Source organism: Salana multivorans (assembly GCF_003751805.1).
Taxonomy (GTDB): domain Bacteria; phylum Actinomycetota; class Actinomycetes; order Actinomycetales; family Beutenbergiaceae; genus Salana; species Salana multivorans.
The window spans coordinates 2,483,314-2,501,702 of sequence record NZ_RKHQ01000001.1 but is presented as its reverse complement, the minus strand read 5'-3'; the positions used below and the strand labels follow the sequence as shown (position 1 = coordinate 2,501,702).

At 75.2% G+C, this 18,389-nt stretch carries 13 protein-coding genes; 6 read left to right on the top strand and 7 right to left on the bottom strand.

Going from position 1 to position 18,389, the window contains the following annotated elements; translation table 11 throughout:
* Positions 1-71: 71 nt before the first annotated feature.
* Genes EDD28_RS10715 through EDD28_RS10700 form a run of 4 tightly spaced genes read right to left on the bottom strand, consistent with a single transcriptional unit; the run spans position 72 to position 3,674 of the window.
* Complete coding sequence (locus tag EDD28_RS10715) at positions 72-1,256, bottom strand: ABC transporter permease (protein ID WP_123739593.1); 1,185 nt, start codon at positions 1,254-1,256, stop codon at positions 72-74.
* The gene (locus EDD28_RS10710) at positions 1,253-1,984 is read right to left on the bottom strand and encodes an ABC transporter ATP-binding protein (protein WP_123739592.1); all 732 of its coding nucleotides are present in this window, start codon (positions 1,982-1,984) and stop codon (positions 1,253-1,255) included. The genes EDD28_RS10715 and EDD28_RS10710 overlap by 4 nt, the downstream gene beginning before the upstream one ends.
* Entirely contained in the window at positions 1,981-3,153 is a 1,173-nt protein-coding gene (locus EDD28_RS10705) for a peptidoglycan-binding domain-containing protein (RefSeq protein WP_148059597.1), read from the bottom strand. Before EDD28_RS10705 ends, EDD28_RS10710 begins: the two co-directional genes overlap by 4 nt.
* Positions 3,150-3,674, bottom strand: a complete 525-nt coding sequence (locus EDD28_RS10700) for a hypothetical protein (protein ID WP_123739590.1) — start codon at positions 3,672-3,674, stop codon at positions 3,150-3,152. The genes EDD28_RS10705 and EDD28_RS10700 overlap by 4 nt, the downstream gene beginning before the upstream one ends.
* A gap of 142 nt (positions 3,675-3,816) precedes the next feature.
* On the opposite strand from EDD28_RS10700, the gene EDD28_RS10695 reads away from it, so the two are divergent.
* From EDD28_RS10695 to EDD28_RS10685, 3 genes are all read left to right on the top strand, one after another.
* Positions 3,817-4,497, top strand: coding sequence for a response regulator transcription factor (locus tag EDD28_RS10695; RefSeq protein WP_123739589.1), 681 nt, complete (start codon positions 3,817-3,819; stop codon positions 4,495-4,497).
* Positions 4,484-5,683: a sensor histidine kinase gene (locus EDD28_RS10690; RefSeq protein WP_123739588.1), complete on the top strand. Its 1,200-nt coding sequence runs from the start codon at positions 4,484-4,486 to the stop codon at positions 5,681-5,683. The genes EDD28_RS10695 and EDD28_RS10690 overlap by 14 nt, the downstream gene beginning before the upstream one ends.
* Positions 5,684-5,813: 130 nt before the next feature.
* Positions 5,814-7,367, top strand: coding sequence for a hypothetical protein (locus tag EDD28_RS10685; protein WP_123739587.1), 1,554 nt, complete (start codon positions 5,814-5,816; stop codon positions 7,365-7,367).
* A 36-nt stretch (positions 7,368-7,403) separates the two neighbouring features.
* Here the strand turns inward: EDD28_RS10685 and EDD28_RS17170 are convergent, their stop codons facing one another.
* Both EDD28_RS17170 and EDD28_RS17370 read right to left on the bottom strand, forming a co-directional pair.
* The gene (locus EDD28_RS17170; RefSeq protein ID WP_148059596.1) at positions 7,404-8,780 is read right to left on the bottom strand and encodes an RCC1 domain-containing protein; all 1,377 of its coding nucleotides are present in this window, start codon (positions 8,778-8,780) and stop codon (positions 7,404-7,406) included.
* A 73-nt stretch (positions 8,781-8,853) separates the two neighbouring features.
* On the bottom strand, positions 8,854-9,477 hold the full coding sequence (locus tag EDD28_RS17370) for a signal peptidase I (protein ID WP_170169434.1): 624 nt from the start codon (positions 9,475-9,477) through the stop codon (positions 8,854-8,856).
* Between the two features lie 471 nt (positions 9,478-9,948).
* Between EDD28_RS17370 and EDD28_RS10660 the strand changes: the two genes are divergently transcribed.
* Together EDD28_RS10660 and EDD28_RS18085 are read left to right on the top strand one after the other, a co-directional pair.
* Complete coding sequence (locus EDD28_RS10660) at positions 9,949-10,506, top strand: TasA family protein (protein ID WP_170169433.1); 558 nt, start codon at positions 9,949-9,951, stop codon at positions 10,504-10,506.
* A gap of 194 nt (positions 10,507-10,700) precedes the next feature.
* Complete coding sequence (locus EDD28_RS18085; protein ID WP_123739585.1) at positions 10,701-13,235, top strand: helix-turn-helix transcriptional regulator; 2,535 nt, start codon at positions 10,701-10,703, stop codon at positions 13,233-13,235.
* Positions 13,236-13,273: 38 nt separating this feature from the next.
* Here EDD28_RS18085 and EDD28_RS10650 read toward each other — a convergent pair whose 3' ends face one another.
* Complete coding sequence (locus EDD28_RS10650) at positions 13,274-15,847, bottom strand: helix-turn-helix transcriptional regulator (protein WP_148059595.1); 2,574 nt, start codon at positions 15,845-15,847, stop codon at positions 13,274-13,276.
* 898 nt (positions 15,848-16,745) lie between these two features.
* On the opposite strand from EDD28_RS10650, the gene EDD28_RS10645 reads away from it, so the two are divergent.
* Positions 16,746-18,302, top strand: coding sequence for a leucine-rich repeat domain-containing protein (locus EDD28_RS10645; protein ID WP_123739583.1), 1,557 nt, complete (start codon positions 16,746-16,748; stop codon positions 18,300-18,302).
* Positions 18,303-18,389: the final 87 nt, after the last annotated feature.

Below are 18,389 nucleotides of genomic sequence, written 5' to 3'. Positions count from 1 at the left end.
GAGGAGAGCGGGTGGCGCCGGACGCTCACCCGCCCGGTGCCACCCGCGTCCTCCAGCCGGCGCTCAGGCGCTCAGGCGCTCAGCGCGACGGTCGGCGAGGTCCGCGCCGCCCGGATCGCCGGCAGCATCCCGGCCACCGCGCCCACGACGACGGTCACCGTCACCCCGGCGGCGAGCACGAGCGGCGGGACCGACACGAGCCAGCCGTTCGCCGACGCGACCGCCGCGGTGATGCCCCAGCCGAGCACGGTCCCGGCCACGCCGCCGCACGCGGCCAGCAGGATCGCCTCGACGAGGAACTGCGAGCGGATGTGGCTGCGGGTCGCCCCGATGGCCCGCCGCAGGCCGATCTCGCGCCGGCGTTCCAGCACCGAGATCACCATGGTGTTCGCCACGCCGATGCCGCCGACCAGCAGCGCGATCGACCCGACGCCGACGAGCAGCCCGGTGAACGCCTGGTCGACCGTGTTCTGCGCCGCGAGCGCGTCGGAGGGTCGGCTGACCTTCACCTCGTTGGGCGCCTCGGGGTTGATCGTGCGCGGCAGGAGCTCCCTGACGCGCTCGACCGCGTCGTCCCGCGACCGCTCGTAGATGCTGCCGGGCGAGCCGTCGAAGGCGAAGAGGTCCCGGGCGACCGGCTCGCCGATCAGCGCCGTCGTGTCGAGCTCGGGCACCAGCGCCGACGGCGCGAGGATGCCGAGCACGGCGAACGACTGGTCGCCGAGCCAGACCGTCCCGCCGACGTCGACGATGCCGAGCCGGTCCGCCGCCTTGGTGCCGAGCACGACGCCGGGCAGGCGGGCCGTCGCGTCGTTCAGCCACACACCGTCGGCGAGCTCGCCGCTGACCGCCCGGAGCAGGTCGAGGTCGGCCGCGGCGACGGTGAGGCCGGAGGTCGCATCGGGATCGACGAGCGCGTTCCGGTAGACGTGCACGTCGGACAGCCCGGCCAGCCAGCTCGCGTCCGTCACCCCGTCGATGCGCCGGACGCGCTCGACCGCGTCGGCGGGCAGCGAGGTCTCCTTGCCGAACAGGTCGGTGCCGGCCGAGGCCGTCAGCAGGTTCGTGCCGAGTGCGGCGAGGCGCTCGCGCACCAGCGCCTCGCTCGACGTCGAGATGCCGATGACGGCCACCATCGCGGCGATGCCGATCGCGATGCCGAGGGCCGAGAGCACGGCCCGCAGCGGGTGCGCGCGCAGGCCGTGGAAGCCCAGCCCGACCAGGTCGCCCGGGCGCAGCCGGGAGCGCGGGGTCACGCGGCGGCCCTCCCGCCCCCGGCGCGCGGCCGGTCGGCGCCCGCGACGGGATCGTCCGACTCGTCGGAGACGATGCGGCCGTCCTTGAGCGAGACCCGTCGCGGCATCCGCTCGGCGAGCCCGCGGTCGTGGGTGATGACGACGACGGTGGTCCCGGCGGCGTGCAGCTCGCCGAGGATCCGGATGACGGTCTCGCCCGAGCGACTGTCGAGCGCGCCGGTCGGTTCGTCGGCCAGCAGCAGCCGGGGCCGGCCGACGACGGCGCGCGCGATCGCGACCCGCTGCTTCTCTCCCCCGGAGAGCTGGCGCGGCAGGTGCCTCGTGCGATGGCCGAGCCCCACCTGCTCCAGCGCCAGGCCGGCCCGGCGCCGCCGCTCCCGCACGGGCATCCCCGTGTAGAGGAGACCGGTGGCGACGTTGTCGAGCGCGGTGACGCCGTCGGACAGGTGGAACTGCTGGAACACGAAGCCGATCGTGTGCGCCCGCAGCGCGGAGAGCTCGCCGTCCTCGAGCGTCGAGACGTCGGTGCCGGCGATCCGCACGGTGCCGGCCGTCGGCCGGTCGAGCGTGCCCATGAGGTTGAGCATCGTGGACTTCCCGGACCCGCTGGGCCCGACCACCGCGACCATCTCGCCCCGCTCGACGCACAGGTCGACGCCGGCGAGGGCGACGGTCGGCGGCGACCCGAACGAGCGCACGGCGCCCACCATCTCCACGTCCGCGGTCATCGTCCGACCACCACCTCGTCGCCCTCGGCGAGCTCACCGCCGGTGACCTCCACCATCGAGCCGGCGAACGCGCCGATCTCGATCGGGACGTCGCGGACCGCCCCGCCGTCGAGCACCTGGACCGCGAAGCCACCCTCGGGCGCCGCGAGGAGCGCGAGCACGGGGACGAGGAGCGCGTCCTCCCGGATCACCCGGGAGAGCTGGAGCGTGACGCCGACGTTGTCCAGCGCCTCGCCCTGCGACGGGTCGTCGAGCCGCAGCACGAGCGGGATCTTCAGGTCCTTGCCGCCGGAGCCGTCCTCCTCCTCGCGGGGGGACCCGACCGACTCGATGGTCGCCTCGGCCCGGGTGCCGTCGGGCAGCGACACGCTCGTCGCCGCGCCGGGGACGGCGACGGCGGCGAGGTTCGGGTCGACGCTCGCCACGATCTCCTTGGCGGTCCCCGTGACGTCGAGCGCCTCGGGCGACGCGGGGTCGCCGATCGCGGCCGCCGCCGAGCCGACGCGGACGTCGGACGGCTCGAACACGATCCGGCCCAGCTCGATCGAGCCGGTGCGCTCGAGGCCGAGCGACTTCTGCCAGCGACGGATCGCGTCGCGCGTGCGCCAGGTGAACTCCTCGTCCGGCGTGCGGTCGAAGAAGCCCAGCTCGGCCAGGTTGGTCTCCAGCTGCAGCACGTCGCGCCCGTCCGCCATGCCGGACTCGAACGGGCGCCACATCGGCAGGTCCCCGAGGAGGAGGACGACGGGCAGGTCGTCGACGCGCAGCAGCTCCGCACCGCGGCCGATGACCGTTCCGGCGGCCGGCAGCCCCGTGATGGTGCCCTCGAGCACGGTGCCGAGGGAGCGCGGGTCGGCGAACCGCAGCGTGCCCTTCTGCCGGATCTCCTGGGTGAGGTCGCCGCGGTGGACCTCGGCGGTCTCGTGCTCCACCGCCGTGGCGTCGTCCCCGGCCGACGCGGCCGGCGGGCGCAGGAACAGCCCCAGCCCGACGGCGACGGCGGCCACGACCGCGACGCCGGTCGCGACCCACGGCCAGCGCCGCCGCGGGCGCGGGCCGCCGCCGGACGGCCCGGGCGGCGGCTCGGCCGGCGGTCCAGGCGGCGACGGGGCGGGTGGGGTCCCCGCCGGGGCCGCCGCCGCGTCCTGTCCCCGCGTCTCGACGCTCATGACGCCGGGCCCCCGCCGAGACCGGCCGCCTCGCGGCACGTCATGATGTCCTGCGGGTCGACCTCCCCCTCGAGCGTCGTCGTCGTGGTGCCGGACCCGGAGGAGTCGGGGTCGGGGAAGTCGTAGCCGGCATCCCGCATGCACTTGGCGAAGGCCAGCTCGGCCTCGTTCTGCTCCTCGACGCCGGGGTCGTCGGGGCTCGCCGGAGGCTCGCCCACCTGGTCGTAGCAGGTCTGCTGCGCCGAGAGCAGCTCGTCCATGTCGACCTCGCCCGGGTCCAGCATCGTGACTCCGTCCCCACCGGACCCGCTGGGCAGGTCGACGCCCTGGTCCGCCATGCAGGCGGTGAAGTCGCGGTTCCAGTCGTCGAAGTCGGTCTGCTCGTTGCTCGTGTCGAGCTCGGCGTCCTCCTGGGCGGACTGGTCGGCGGCGCAGGAGGTGAGCAGGCCGGTGAGCGCGAGCGCCGCGATGCCGGCGCTCAGGAGCCGACCCGGGTGCCGGCGGCTACGTGTTCTCTGCATGGTGATTCCCTTCGTGTGGAGCGGGCAGGGAACCAGCACACCCGTCGACCGGTTGCGACGGCGTCAGCTCGTGCGTTGACCTTTTCCCAACCTTGGGCGTGTTTCACTGCGTGCTTCACTGGTCTCGAACGGAGGGAAGCGGATGCGGGTGTTGATCGTCGACGACGAGGAGCTGCTCGCGGACTCGATCCGGCGGTGGCTGGCGGCCGAGGCGATCGCCGCCGACGTCGCCGACGACGGGGACGCGGCCCTGCTCGCGATCGACGTCAACGACTACGACGTCGTCGTCCTCGATCGCGACCTGCCGGGGCTCCACGGCGACGAGGTGTGCCGCATCCTCGTCGCCCGTCCCGAGCGGCCCGCCATCCTCATGCTGACGGCGGCCCGCTCGCTCGACGACACGGTCGAGGGCCTGCGCCTCGGCGCGGACGACTACCTGACGAAGCCGTTCGAGCTGGCCGAGCTCACCGCGCGCCTGCGCACGCTGACCCGGCGACGCTTCACGGCCCTGCCCCCCATCCTGCGCGCCGGCGACCTCACGCTCGACCCCTACCGGCGCGAGGTGTACCGCGCCGGGCGCTTCGTCCACCTGAGCCGCAAGGAGTTCGCCGTGCTCGAGCTGCTGCTGCGTGCGCAGGGCGGCGTGCTGAGCGCGGAGACGCTCCTGGAGAAGGCGTGGGACGAGAACGCCGACCCGCTGACGAACAGCGTCAAGGTCACGATCAGCACCCTGCGGCGCAAGATCGGGGCCCCCGCGGTCATCCGTACGGTCCCCGGCACCGGGTACGCGATCGACGGGGCGCAGGCGCATGAGCGCGGCTAGCTGGCCGCGGCGGCACCGGCTCACCGTCCGCGCCCGCCTGGCGCTCAGCCACGTCGTCCTGCTCGTCGCGGCGAGCGCCGTCGTGCTCACGGCCCTCGGCGTGGTGGTCACGCTGCTGCCGACCTACGGGTTCGCGGCCACGACGCAGACGGCGACCGGCTCGCCGCCGCAGGCCCCGGCCGGCGCCACCCCCGCCGACGTCGTCGAGGTCGTCGACGTCGGGCTGCTCTCGCCCGCGCTGCTCAGCATCGGCAGCCGCGAGGAGCTCGTCCGCGTCGTCCTGTGGGCCTCGGCCGCCGCCCTCGTGCTCATCGTCGGCGCCGGGGGGTGGGTCTCCTGGGTGTCGGCCGGCCGGCTCACCCGCCCGCTGCAGCAGGTCAACGAGGCCGCGACCCGCGCCGCGCACGGCGACCTGCGTCACCGGATCGACATTCCGGGACCCCGCGACGAGCTCACCGACCTCGCCGACACGATGAACGAGATGCTGGGGCGGCTGGACGACCAGCTCACGGCGCACCGCCGGTTCGCCGCGAACGCGTCGCACGAGCTGCGCACCCCGCTCGCGAGCACGCGAGCGATGCTCGACGTCGCGCTGTCCGGGACGACCGAGCCGGACCCCGACCTGCTCGTCCACCTCCGGGCGACCAACGAGCGCAGCATCGCAACCGTCGAGTCGCTGATGGACCTGGCCGAGATCGAGCACGCCGACCCGCCGCGCGACCCCGTCGACCTGGCCGGGCTGGTCCTCGACGTCGTCGGTGACTGCCAGGCCGAGGCGGCGGCGCGCGAGGTCCACCTCGTCCCCCGCCTCGGCGAGGCGCCGACCCGCGGCGACGCGGTGCTGCTGCGCCAGCTCGCCGCGAACCTCGTGCAGAACGCGATCCGGCACAACGTCCCCGGCGGCAGCGTCGTCATCACGACCGGCACCTGGGTCAACGCCCGGACCGGCTCGGAGTCGTTCGTCCAGGTCGTCAACGGCGGCCGCACCGTCCCGCCGGACGACCTCGCCCGGCTGGCGGACCCGTTCTTCCGCGTGGCTGGCCGCACGTCGACGCCGGCCTCCCGCGGCCGCGGGCTCGGTCTGGCCATCGTCGAGGCCATCGTCCGTCGGCACGGCGGTCGGCTGACCCTCACGGCTCCCGGCGAGGGCGGGCTCGTCGTGACGGTCGCGCTCGCGAACGACTGACCGCCGTCCTCCGAGGCTCGGCCCTCACTCCCGACCCGACCGCCCTGGGTGGCGCCCGCGCGCGGGCGAGACCCGTCGGGGCCGCCGCCCGCGCGCCCGCACCCGTCCGACCCGACCCGGAGACATCGCCGTGAGCTCACGCCCGTCCGCACGCCGCCTCGGCGGCGTCCTGTCCGCCGTCCTCTGCCTCGTCCTGCTCGGCTCGGGACCCGCGGGCGCCGGCGGGGAGCCGCTCCCCCCGAGGTTCGACGTCCAGTCCTCCTCGCTGATGCCGTACGCGGGACTCAACCTCACGATGGGCTCCGTCCTCGTCAACCCGAACCCGGAGCCGCTGCACGACGTCTACGTCGAGGTCACGGCCGGGCCGTCCGGGAACGGGCTCGCCATGCTGCCGGAGAGCCGCCCGAGCTGCGCCCAGCCGGACGGCCCGGGCTCGGCCGTGGTCTGCGGGCCGCTCACGGTCCCGGGGGACGGGTTCGTGCACCTCCTGGACAGCTCGCGCGTCCCGTCGGACTACCTGCGCACGCACGGCCGGACGCCGCTCGTGCTCACGGCTCGCGTCACGGGGGCGCGCCTCGGCGGTGCCCCGGTCGACGTCTCGGACGTGCCCCCGCGCACCGTCTCCATGTCGGTGCTCACCTCCCCCGGCGCGCAGGTCGCGCTCGGCCGCACGATCGCGACCTCCCCCGGCGAGTCAGCTCTCCGGCTGATCGTGGCGAACGGCGGGTGGAGCTGGGCGCAGCTCCTGACGGCGTCACAGACCTTCCCGCCCGGGCTGCGCCCGCACGACCTGCCCGCCGGGTGCACCGCCGAGCCGCCGTCCGATGCGGGGACGGAGGTGACCTGCGTCTGGGAGTGGGCGCCCAGCGCGCGCCAGCGCGAGTTCCGCATCCCCTTCACGATGCCGCAGGGCCACGCCCCGGGCACCGCGGTGTGGCTGCCGGACCCGTCGCTCATCCAGACCAGCGACCTGGAGCCGCCGGGCGAGCGCGACCGGTGGGTCGGCCAGGTGGTCGGGCGGCCGTTCTCGGTGCACATCGTGTCGAGCCGGATCTCCGGCACGGTGTACGAGGACGTCGACGGCGACGGCGCGCCCTCGCCGGACGACCGGCCGCTGCCCTCGCCGCTCGTCCGGATCACCGGGGGCTACTCCTTCGGGCCGGACGGCCTCGACCAGGCCGGCGGGGGCGACGACGTCCCCGTGACCGTGACGATCGACGCGACCTCCGGCACCGACGGCGGCTACGCGCTCGCCGGCCTGATGCCGGGCCGGTACGAGCTCACGCTCGTGCCGCCGGAGGGCGGGAGCGTCGTCTGGCGGCCGTCGGGGTCCGTGCTGGTCGACGTCGACGCCGACGTCACGGGGAAGGACTTCGGCGTCGCGCTCGGCGACCCGGTGCCGTCGCCGGCCCCGTCCTCGGGTCCACCTCCCGCTCCCTCCCCGTCCGCGCCCGAACCGCCGTCCAGCCCGGCGCCGACTCCCTCCCCCGTGCCCGAGCCGACGCCGGGGCACGGGACGGGGCCCGGCGACGCGACCGACCCGGCGGAGGCGCGGTCGACCCCGGGCGACGCGGGACCGGACGGCCTCGGCGGGACGGGCGTCGCCGTCCTCCCGCTCGCCGCCGTCGGCGCGGGCCTGCTGCTCCTCGGCCTCGTCGTCCGGCGGACCTGGCGGGCGGGCTGACACCCGGCCCGGGGGCCGGGCAGCCGGACGCCGGCGTCAGTAGCCCTGGACCGCGAGGAAGGAGCCGGCCCCGCCGACGATCCGCAGGACGGGGCGCGTCGAGGGCATGGTGACGACGGTGGCCGCGCCCGAGGAGGTCGTGGTGCCGCGACCGAGCTGACCGCGGCGGTTGTCGCCCCAGCAGGCGAGACGTCCGTCGCCGTACCGGACGCACGCGGCCTCCTGCGCGGTGGCGAGCTCGACGGCGGGCTGGGCGAGCGCCCCGACCTTGACCGGACGGGCCGCGTCGCTCCCGCCCGTGGTGCCGCGGCCGTTCTGCCCCTGCGAGTTGTTGCCCCAGCAGAAGACCTCGCCGGCCTCGGTCAGGGCGCAGCCGCCGTTGTACATGACGCCGACGCTGCGCACGCGGGCCGACGACGGCAGGGCGGACGCCCCGTCGACGGCCACCGGACGCGCCGAGGTCACGGCGGCGCCCGCGGTCGAGCCGTTGCCGAGGCCACCCCAGAGGGCGTCACCCCAGCAATAGGCCCGGGCGTCGGCGACGGCACAGGTGACCACGCCGTCCGCGGCGACGTCCGTGACCCGTCGCGCGCTCTGGGCGGCCTCGAACGCGGCATCGCCCTTGACCAGCGCCGGCGTCGTCCTCGACTCCGTGGTCCCGTTGCCGAGCCGCCCCTGGACGTTGCGGCCCCAGCACCACGCCTGGCCGTCGACCACGCCGCAGGAGTACTCGATGCCGAGGCTCAGGTCGCCCACGACCGTCGACGGCCCGAACGGGATGCCCGTCACGAGCGTCGGCAGGTACTGGTGCGGCTTCCCGCCGATGCCGAGCTGGCCGTAGTAGTTGTCGCCCCAGCAGTAGACCTCCATGCCGCCGCTCGGGGCGATCACGGACGCGCAGGTGAAGCCGCGCCCGTCGGCGACCGAGCCGACGGCCACCTCGACCGCGACCCGGTCGTACAGCGCGTCGCCCGGGTTCGGGCTCACGGGCACGGGGGTGTCGGAGGCGGTCGACGTGCCGTTCCCGAGCTGGCCGGTCGCGTTGTCTCCCCAGCAGTACACCCGGCCCTCGACGACCGCGCAGCCGTGGAACTCGCCGACGGCGGCGTCGGTCACGAGCCCGGGCAGCGAGCCGGCGGGGTCGGCGAGGCGGAACGTCGTCGCGTTCGAGCCGCGCCCGCCGGTGCCGAGCTGGCCGTGCGCGTTCGCGCCGACGCCCTGCAGGGAGAGCGGGTGGCTCGCCAGGTCGACGGAGACGGCTCCGGGGTCCTGGAAGGCGGCGACCGTCTCGCCCGTTGCGGCGATCCCGATCGCCGTCGCGGCCAGGACTGCGAGCGCCGCGAGGCGCGCCACGCGCGCGTGGCGCCGTCGGGTCGGGCGCACGGGTGCGGCGGACGGGGCTGCGGCTGACATGTCGACCTCGCTGCTCGGTGGGGTGGGGGTGTCGTCGGAGGGTGTCGGGGTGGGACTGTCGTGGTGGGTGCGCTCAGCCGGCGCCGACGAGCGTCGGGGCGTCGGAGGCGGCGCCCGCGGCGTCGGCGTCGTCGGCACCGGCGCCCGCGGCGTCGTCATCCGCGGCACCAGCGCCCGCGGCGTCAGCGTCGTCCGCGGTCGGGCGCGCCCGCTTGCCGGGGATGAGGGCGATCAGGACGAGCGCCACCGCGCCGACGACGATCCAGGGCGTGCTCAGCGAGCCGACCACGCTCCCCGCACCCTCCACGTGCCAGATCACGCGGTCGGCACCGTCGGTCACGTCGTACCGCTCGGCGTCGACGTCCGTGTTGGCATCGCCCTTCATGACGAGCAGGACGCGACCGTCCTGCGCCACGAGCTCGACGGCGCGGTGCGTGACGCGGACGCCGTCGGCGCGCGTGACGCTGATGACGTCGCCCTCCTCGATGCCGTCGGCCGCCACGGGTGCGGTGAGGGCGAGCGCCCCGGTCTGGATCGTCGGGCTCATCGATCCGCTGATGAAGACGACGGGACGCACGCCCGTGAGCAGGGCGACGAGCGCGACGACCGTCGCCGCGACGCCGGCGACGGCGATGACGTTGACGACCCAGCTCGCCGCGGTCGCGGCGATCCTCCGGGCGGGCGTGCTGGTGGACATGTCGGGCTCCGATGCTCTGGGGTGGTTCGGGACCTCTCCATTACAGGCGCGCGCCGCGACGTCCGCCCCACTCATCCGCCCCGTTCCCTGGCCGATGAGTGGGGATATGAGTAGGGGGCCGGCAGCCCACGCTCCCGGCGGCGCGACACTCAGCCGGCGGGTGCGCGGCCTCCCGCCCGAGGGGTCCCGAGGGGTCAGGCTGAGTGCTCGCTCACGCCGGGGCGCGGCGCACCCGGGCGGGGATCGGCTCGCCACTCATCCCGCCACTCACCTGGGCCCCGTGCGGGCGGCTGGGTGCTGCGTACCCCGGTCCCGGCGGGCGTAATGGATCCATCGCATCCGCGACCCCGCCACGTACCGGAACGACCGTCCGGTCGGCGGTCGGCCAGGCGCGCCCCACGACCGGCGACGCCTCGTTCCACGCGGCACCGCCGTCCGGCGGCCTCCGCGCGACAGAAAGGGAAGACCCCCATGGCATTCGAGATCTCCACCCGCGCCCGGATCATCGCCGCCGCCACCGTCGTGCTCGGCGTCGGCGTCGCCACCACGTTCGCCGCGTTCAGCGACTCCGGCGACGTGCGGACCGAGCTGGCCTCCGGCACGCTCGACCTCAAGTTCGACGACGCGCAGGACGGCAACCCCGACGCGTACCTGATCGAGTTCGACGGCGGGAGCTCCCTGGTCCCCGGCGCGACCGTGAGCCGCGACCTCGTCGTCTACAACTCCGGCTCCGTCGAGGCGGACCTCGACCTCGCCCTCCCGGTCGTCGTCAACTCCGCCGGCTCGCCGGCCGAGGCGCTCCAGGACGCGCTGCTGCTGGAGATCCGGGACGACGAGAGCGGCGCCGTCCTCTACACCGGCCCCCTCTCGGGCGCGACGTTCGCCGACTTCGAGGTGCCGCGGGCGGCCACGCCCGAGGACGGGGCGACGCTCGTCCTCACGGCCACCCTCCCGGCCGAGGCGACCATCGCCGTCGCCGGCCAGACGCTCGACATCACGTTCAGCTTCACCGCGGAGCAGGCCGTGTGACGCGGACACCGCTCGCGAGAGGGCGCGTCCCCCGATCCGGGGGGCGCGCCCTTCGCGCGCCCCCGACCGCCCGCCGCACCTGCCCGGCGACGCCCCCCGCGCGTATGCTGCCGACCACGGCAGCGAGACGGTGCGGATCACGCCGGTGACGGCGGCCCGGACCGCGGCGACGCGGCAGATCCGAGGGGGTGACCATGACGGCACACGGTGCGAGCGTCGAGGCGATCGAGCTCCGGCTGTCCGACGGTGCGAACGTCGTCGTGACCGGCGACGTCGGCTCGGGCAAGTCGGCCGTCCTCGCCGAGCTGCACGACCGGGCGGTCGCCATCGGCCGGCCCGTGCTGCGGCTGCGCGGCTCGCAGACGGCGCACGACCTGCCGTTCGCGCTGCTGCAGTCCGACCCCTCCTTCCTCCCCTCCCCCGACGTCCGCCCCTCGCCCGCCTACGCTGCGGCCTGGCTGGACGCCCGGCACCTCGGGGAGCGCGGGCTCCTGCTGATCGACGACGTCGACCTGGCCGACCGGGTGTCGCTGCTCGTCGTCGAGAGCGTCCTCGGCGCCGGCCTGGTCCGGATCGCGTGCAGCCTCAGCTCGACCCGGGCCCCCGACGCGGCCGCCGACGCCTTCTCCCGCGCGATGACGCCGGTGGAGCTGCCGCCGCTCGGCCTCGGCGGGACCACGACGCTGCTCACGGAGCACACGCGCACGGACGTCGACGCCAGTCTCGCGTGGGCGATCGCGGCCATGTCGGCCGGCAACCCGCGCGCGGCGCTGGCCGTCTTCGACGCGGGCGTGTGGTCCGAGGCCATCCAGCTCGTCGACGGCGCGTGGACCGACGTCGCACCGCTCGAGGACGTCCCGCTCTCGGCGGTGCTGCACCAGTTCTCGGCCGCGCTCTCGCCGGAGGAGTCCCGCGCGCTCCGGGCGCTGTCCTGGTGCGGCGCGATCCCGTGGGACAGCGCCCGGCGGATCGTCGGCGACGACACCGCGCGATCCCTCATCCGTCGGCGGCGCCTCATCGTCGACCCACGCGACCCGGAGTCGGCGGTGGTCGTCTCCCCGCCGGCGCTGTCGCGGGCGATCCTGGCGTCGCTCACCCCGTTCGACCGGCTCGACGCGGCCGGGTCGACCCGCCGGGCGCTCGGCGACACGGGCGCGATGGACGACGCGGTCGGCGTCGCCGAGGCGGTGTGGCCGGTGCGGCAGCGCCGCCAGCACGTCCTCGGCGCCGACTTCCCCGAGTCGACGACGATCCTCACGGAGCGGCTGCGCTCCCGCATCGCCACCCTCTGGCGCGCGTGGGACGAGGACCGGACGGTCTCCTCGGCGATCCCCGTGCTGCAGCTCCTCATGCTGCACGACCTGGAGACCTCCGACCCAGCGACCGCGTTCCGGGACACCCGGATCACCGCGTCGGACACCACCGAGGACGTCGCGCACTACCTGGTGATGCGCGAGCAGTGGCTGCTGTGGACCGGCCGCGCGGACGCCGAGGACCTGCCGGCGCCGCCGACCGGCTGGGACGCGGGCGAGTGGGAGGAGTCGATGGCGTTCGCGACGCAGCGGCTGCTCGGCCCGCTCAGCGAGGGCGTCCCGGCGAGCACGATCGTCGCCGGGCTGACCCCGCCCTACCCGATCGGCCTCGACGAGACCGTGCACCTGCTGACGGCCCAGGCGCTGTTCGACCGCGGCGAGCTGGAGGAGCTGGAGGAGCTGCTGGAGAGCGTCCGGCCGCACGCCACGAACACCGAGGTCGGCGACCGGATGGACGCCCTGCGCGGCGACGCGCTGCTCGCGCGGGGCGAGCTGCGTCGCGGCATCCAGTGGTTCCGGCAGCGGCTGGCGGACGCGCACGACCGCGTCGACCCGTTCGGGGTCCGCCTGTGCGCCCGGGGGCTCGCAAGCGCGCTGTTCCTGCGCGGCGACCTGCTCGGGGCGTGGCGCGCCGTCAGCGTCGCGCTGAGCCTCGGCCGGTCCGGACCGCTGAGCGCCAGCTACGACGAGCGGCTGCTCGCGCTCGGGACCGCGCTGGCCGCGCGGAACGGGGACGCCCGGCTCGCCCAGTCGCTGTTCCGCGAGCTCGAGGGGCTGCGCCGGACCGGGGCGCCGACGCTCGACATCATGCGGGAGTGGGCGCGGGCCGAGCTGCTGTCCGCCGAGGACGCCACGTCGACCGCCGCGGGCGACCTGCTGTGGAGCTGCGGCGAGCGGGAGGCGGAGCGGGGAGCGCCGCTCTCGGCACTCGCGGCGTGGATGCTCATCGGCACGCCCCTCGACGCCGAGCGGATGGCCACCGTCGAGCGCGTGTGGTCGACGACCCGCGTGCCGCTGCTCGGTCCCGTCCTCGAGGTGCACCGGCGGCTGCACGAGGGAGACGCCGAGCAGCTCCTCCGGGCGCTGGCGCCGCTGCCGGCCCCGGTGCCGCTCGCGGTGACCGCGTTCCGCGTCGCCGGCGAGCGCTGGCAGGCCCAGCACGGCCGCGCGCTCACGGAGGCCGACGTGTCGACGCTGGCCGGCGAGGGGGTCGCGGAGACCTGGCGCGAGGTCTCCGACGCGGCGCCGGCGACTCCGGGGCCGCTGACCGACCGCGAGCGGGAGGTGCTGGAGCTCGCGCGCGCCGGGCGGAGCAACCGCGAGATCGCCGACGCGCTGTTCCTCAGCGTGCGCACCGTCGAGAACCACCTGTACCGCGCGCGACAGAAGAGCGGGCCGGTGGCGCGCCGGGGGTAGGCGCCCCGTCCGCGTCGGGCGGTGGCCGACCCGCGGCGCTACGCGTCGATGCGCTCGGTGACCAGCCGGCCGAGCATGCGGCGGTTCGCCGCCCCCGTCTTGCGCATCGTCCGGTGGACGTGGTTCTCGACGGTGCGCACGCTGATGACGAGCTCCGCCGCGATCTGCTGGTTCGACAGCCCGGCGGCCACGAGCTGGGCGACCTCGTGCTCGCGCGCGGTCAGCGTGACGGCCTCCGTCTCCTCCCGCGCCGCGGCCGGGGCGCCGAGGGTGAGCCGCTGCACGAGCGCGGCCCGCTCCCGCTCGACGGCGTCGGCGGCCTCGACGCGGCCCTCCTCCCGCAGGAGCCGGGTCGCCTCCTGGTACGCGCGCAGCGCCCTGGCGTGGAAGCCGGCGGCGGCGACCCGGGCGGCGCCGGCGGTCAGCGCCGGCACGTCGCGCCGCACGAGCGCCCGGAGCAGCTCCAGGTGCACCTCGACGATGACCCCGTCGAGGTCGCGCGCCCGCGACTCCGCCTCGGCGAGGCGTTCCTCGTCGGGGGCGATCTCCACGGCGGTCGCGTAGGCGAGCATCGCGGCGAGCCGGGCGCCGCGGTCCCACAGCGCCCGCGCCCAGTCGGCGACGATGTGCGCCGCCGCCTCGCGGTCGCCGCTCGCCGCGAGCCGTTCCGCGTGGCGCCACGACGTGACCATCCCCGACAGCGGCCCGTCCACCACCTCGACCTGGTCGAGGGCGCGGTTCTCCTCCTCGACGACGCGCCAGAGACGCACCGCCGTGACCGCGCCGAGGCAGAGCGTCGCCAGGTAGTCGTGGGACGGGACGTGCGGCGGGTCGCCGAGCGTCGTCCAGGTCTCGACCAGGGTCCGCAGCTGACCGTGCTCACCGCGGACCATGAGGCAGAGCGCGCTGAGGTAGGAGTAGCAGCGGATGGCCTCGGCGTCGAGCGCGTTGCGCGCCTCGCTGAGGACGAGGCCGGCGCGATCGATCGCCTCGTCGTTGCGGCCCTCGCCGATGAGCACGAGGACGGTGAGCACGTCCCGGCTCAGCCACGGCGTCGGCGACGACGCGGTGGAGGCGTCGAGGCGGTCCCGCGCCTCGACGAAGCGACCGAGCGAGACCAGCACGAGGATCCGGGTCGCCTCGAGCTCGGCGCGCACCGACTCCGGCAGGTCGTCCTCGACGGCGACGAGCGGCACGTGGTCGGCCGGCACCGTGCCGCGGTTGAGGCAGAGCTGGACGACGGCGGCGTCGAGGAGGCGGCCGTAGCTGCCGAACGAGAGCCGCGTCTCGCGGAGCATCCGCAGACCCTCCTCGAGGTCCGCCTTCGCGTACGCGGTCCACCACGCCCGCCAGACGAGCAGGCGCGCCCGGTCCTCGGCACCCCCGTCGTCGCTGCGCGGGTCCGAGAGCACGGCCTCGATCTGCGCCACCGGGGCGCGCGCCCCGCTGAGGCCGGTGAGGTAGCGCAGGGCGGTCGCGGCGCTCGGGTCGCGGGTCCACTCGACCCGGCTGATGAGGAGCTGCGCCCGCGCCTGCTCGTGGACCAGCCGGACGAACGACGCGTCCGCCTCGGATCCCGTCGGCACGGCGTCGGAGACGTGGGGCAGGAGCGCTCCCCCGGTCCCGAGCCTTGACTCCAGGGCCTCGGTGATCCGGATGCGCCGGGCGACGAACGGGTCGTGCCGGAAGTACTCCACCAGCAGCGGGGGCTCGATGCTCGCGAGCCGGCGGCCCCGCGAGGGGTGGAAGCTGAGGAGCGCCTGGGCCTCCAGGCTCTCCAGCACCTCCCAGTCGACGAGCGTGCGCGCGGTGGCGACGTCGATGACGCCGAGCAGGGCCATCGTCGCCAGCGCGTCGCGCTCCGCCGGGAGGAGGGTCTCCAGCATCGCCTCGACGAGGTGGCTGAGCGCCGGGCTCCACAGGCTGCGGGTCGCGCTCCAGACGCCGTTGGCCAGCGTCAGCGCACCCTCCCGGACGGCGACGTCGACGACGCTCAGGGCGAGCCCGACGAGGCCGCCGGACTTGGCGAAGATCCGGTTGAGCGTCGCGCCGTCCGTGGGGGCGCCCAGCCGGTGCTCGAGGATCTGCTCGATCTCGTCGATCCGCAGCGGGCCGAGCGGGATCACGTAGGCGGCGAGGTTGCCGGCCGGGTCGAGACCGGTGGGGGTCTGCCGGCTCGTGCGGCCGCGCAGGTGCGTCAGGACCATCGGGAAGCCGGCGATGCGCTGGGCCGCGGTCACGGCACCCCAGGTCGCCTCGTCGAGGTCGTCCCAGTCGTCCACGAGCAGGACGACGCGGCGGGTCCTGGCGTAGCCGACCATCGCGGTGACGACGGCCGGGATCGACCCGGCACCGCGGCCGCTCACGAGGTCCTGCACCGGCGAGACCTGGAGCGCGGCCAGCGGGTAGCCGCGCAGCGACGCCACCCCGAACAGGTCGAGCACGGTCCAGCCGTCGGCGACGAGCTTGGCGCGCAGCTCCCCGAGGAAGGCCGTCCGCCCGCTGCCCCGACAGCCGACGACGTCGACGACGGCTCCGGTCTGGACGTAGGACGCGGCCATCGCGAGGCAGCGCGCGCGGCCGACGATCCTCGACTCGCTTCGAGCTGACACGTCGCGCCTCCGTTCGGGTCGCCGAGGAACCGCGGCAGCGGTCGTTGGGGGGAGGTGCCATCCTCACCGAGCGACGGCCGCGTCGGGCGGGCCTGAGCGGCGGCGTGAGTGGCGCACGCCGAACGTTGAGCGCACGCGGGGTCGTCGCGTGCCCCGGCGCGGGTGGCCGAGTGAGCAACTACTCAGCCGCGCCGGCGGGGCACCGGCGGGGAGCCGGCGAGGCATCGGCGGGGAGCCGGCGGGGCGTCCGCGGGCGGGTCGAGGGGGCAGGGGGACGGCGCTCGGCGCGATCGGTCCGGGCGCGGGGTCGGAGTGGTGGTCGGCCTCCACGCGGCCTGCGGACGGGCTGAGCGTCCACTCACGGCACGGAGCCCAGCCACGCAGTCGCGCCCTCCGAACACTCAACTCGGCTCTCCTGAGCCCTTTTTCACGGCCCTGTCCCGGCTCGGTGCCGCGTCACGGCCACCATCCTCGATCCAGGCGCCGTCGGCATGGGCGGCCCCACCCACCACGTCTTCTCGTCCGAGGGGGACATCTCATGACGACGCACTCCACGACCCGTCGCTCCACGGCCGCGCCGGCGGCCGGACGCGCCACGCTCGCGATCCCGCACCCGCCGACCACGGAGGACACCGAGTCGCGGCGATGAACGGCGTGCAACCCCGCCGCGGCCGGGTTGCACGCGACAGACGTGATGAGGGCCCCCATCCCACTCAGCCCTCATCACGCATCGAGGAGCTCGACGGTCCCCCAGCCGTCGCCTCGAACAGATCGGCCGGTGACGAAGGACCCCCGGGCCGATCGCCCAGCTGATGGGTGTGGGGACGCGTCCGTCCCCACACCCGTCAGCACCCCACGACTTCTTCCTTGTCCGTGAACTCCGAAAGGTTGTCCGTCCATGGCAACGCGTCCCAGCGCTCACCGAGTCGCGACCGCACTCGCGGTCGGCGGCACGATGCTCGCGACCCCACTCCTGTTCGCACCGGCGGCCGTCGCCGACACCTCGGTCGTGCCCGATGCAGCGCTGGCCACCTGCGTCAACTCTGCGCTCGGCCGACCGGCGCAGAGCGATCTCACGGCCGAGGACGTCGCCGCGATCACCGGCGTGTTCTCCTGCACCGGCCGAGGCGTCGCAGACCTCACCGGATTGGAGCACCTCACGGGTGCCACCGAGCTCCAGCTCTCCTACAATCACGGCATCAGCGACCTGACGCCCCTGGCCGGCCTCACCCAGCTCACGGCGCTCGACCTCGTCGAGGCCGGTCCCATCACCTCGCTGGAGCCGATCGACGAGCTGACCGAGCTTCGCCGGCTCCTCTTCGCGGGCCGGATCCCGCCGTTCGGCGGCCCTCCGCTCGATGGCATCGCGCCGCTGCGCAACCTGCGCGAGCTGCGCCAGCTCTGGCTGATGAACGCCGGGCTCACCGACATCTCGGACCTCTCCGACCTCACGAGGCTCGAGACCCTGGCACTGACGGGCAACCGGATCGAGGATGTCGCGCCACTCGCCGGCATGTCCGAGCTGCGGCAGCTCGACCTGCGGAACAACCGCGTCTCCGACGTGTCTCCGCTCGGGCCCGAGGTCGTCGACGGACTGACGATGGTGGTCCTGGCCGGCAACCGGATCTCCGATCTCAGCGTGTTCCCCACGGCCCCCGACGACGGCTCCGCGTGGGGGCAGTACCCCTCGAGTGGCACCGTGTACGTGCCGATCGACGCCGAGGAGTTCCGGCTCGGCCCCGACGGCCTCCCCCGGTCCTGGGGTGGCGCCCCGACCAATGCGACCAACACCTGGTCCTGGGTGACGGGCGAGGTTCCCGGTAGCCTGTCGGCCGCGTTCAACGACCTGGAGGACCCGGAGCGGTACAACGGCGTCGCCACCTACGACGTCGTGCTCGTCGACCTGATGACCACGCAGCCGGCCGACGGCCAGGTGGGTGCGGAGTACACGTTCGCGTTCGAGCTCACGGAGGCGGAGGCCCCGTACGACGCCTTCACCCTCGTCGGTGACGTCCCCGGTCTGTCCCTCGCGTCCGACGGCACGCTGCGGGGCACCCCGACCGAGGCGGGCACGCACTCCGTCGTCGTCGAGGCTCGGGACGCCTGGGGCAACGTCGTGAGCGGGTCGTACTCCCTCCGCATCGACGAGCCCATGGAGCCCACGCCGACGCCGGTCGAGCCCACGCCCGCCGAGCCCACGCCCGCCGAGCCCGGCGACGGCGACGGGGACGGGAACGGCGGCGACGGGTCGGGTGACGGCTCCAGCGGGTCCGGCAACGGCAGCAGCTCCGGCAGCACCGACGGCACGGGTTCCGCCACGGGCGCCGGCACCGGTGACCGCCTCGCCGTCACCGGCGTCGAGCAGAACGGCCTCTGGCTCGCCGCGACCGGAGCGATCACCGCGGGAGGTCTCCTCCTCGTCGGCGCGCGCCTGCGGCGACGAGGGTGGCGCTGACCACCCGACCACAGCCTGGGCGGGTAGCCGATCGCCGGCTACCCGCCCGCGGAACGCGATGAGGTGCCTCCTTCCCCCTCAGGCCTC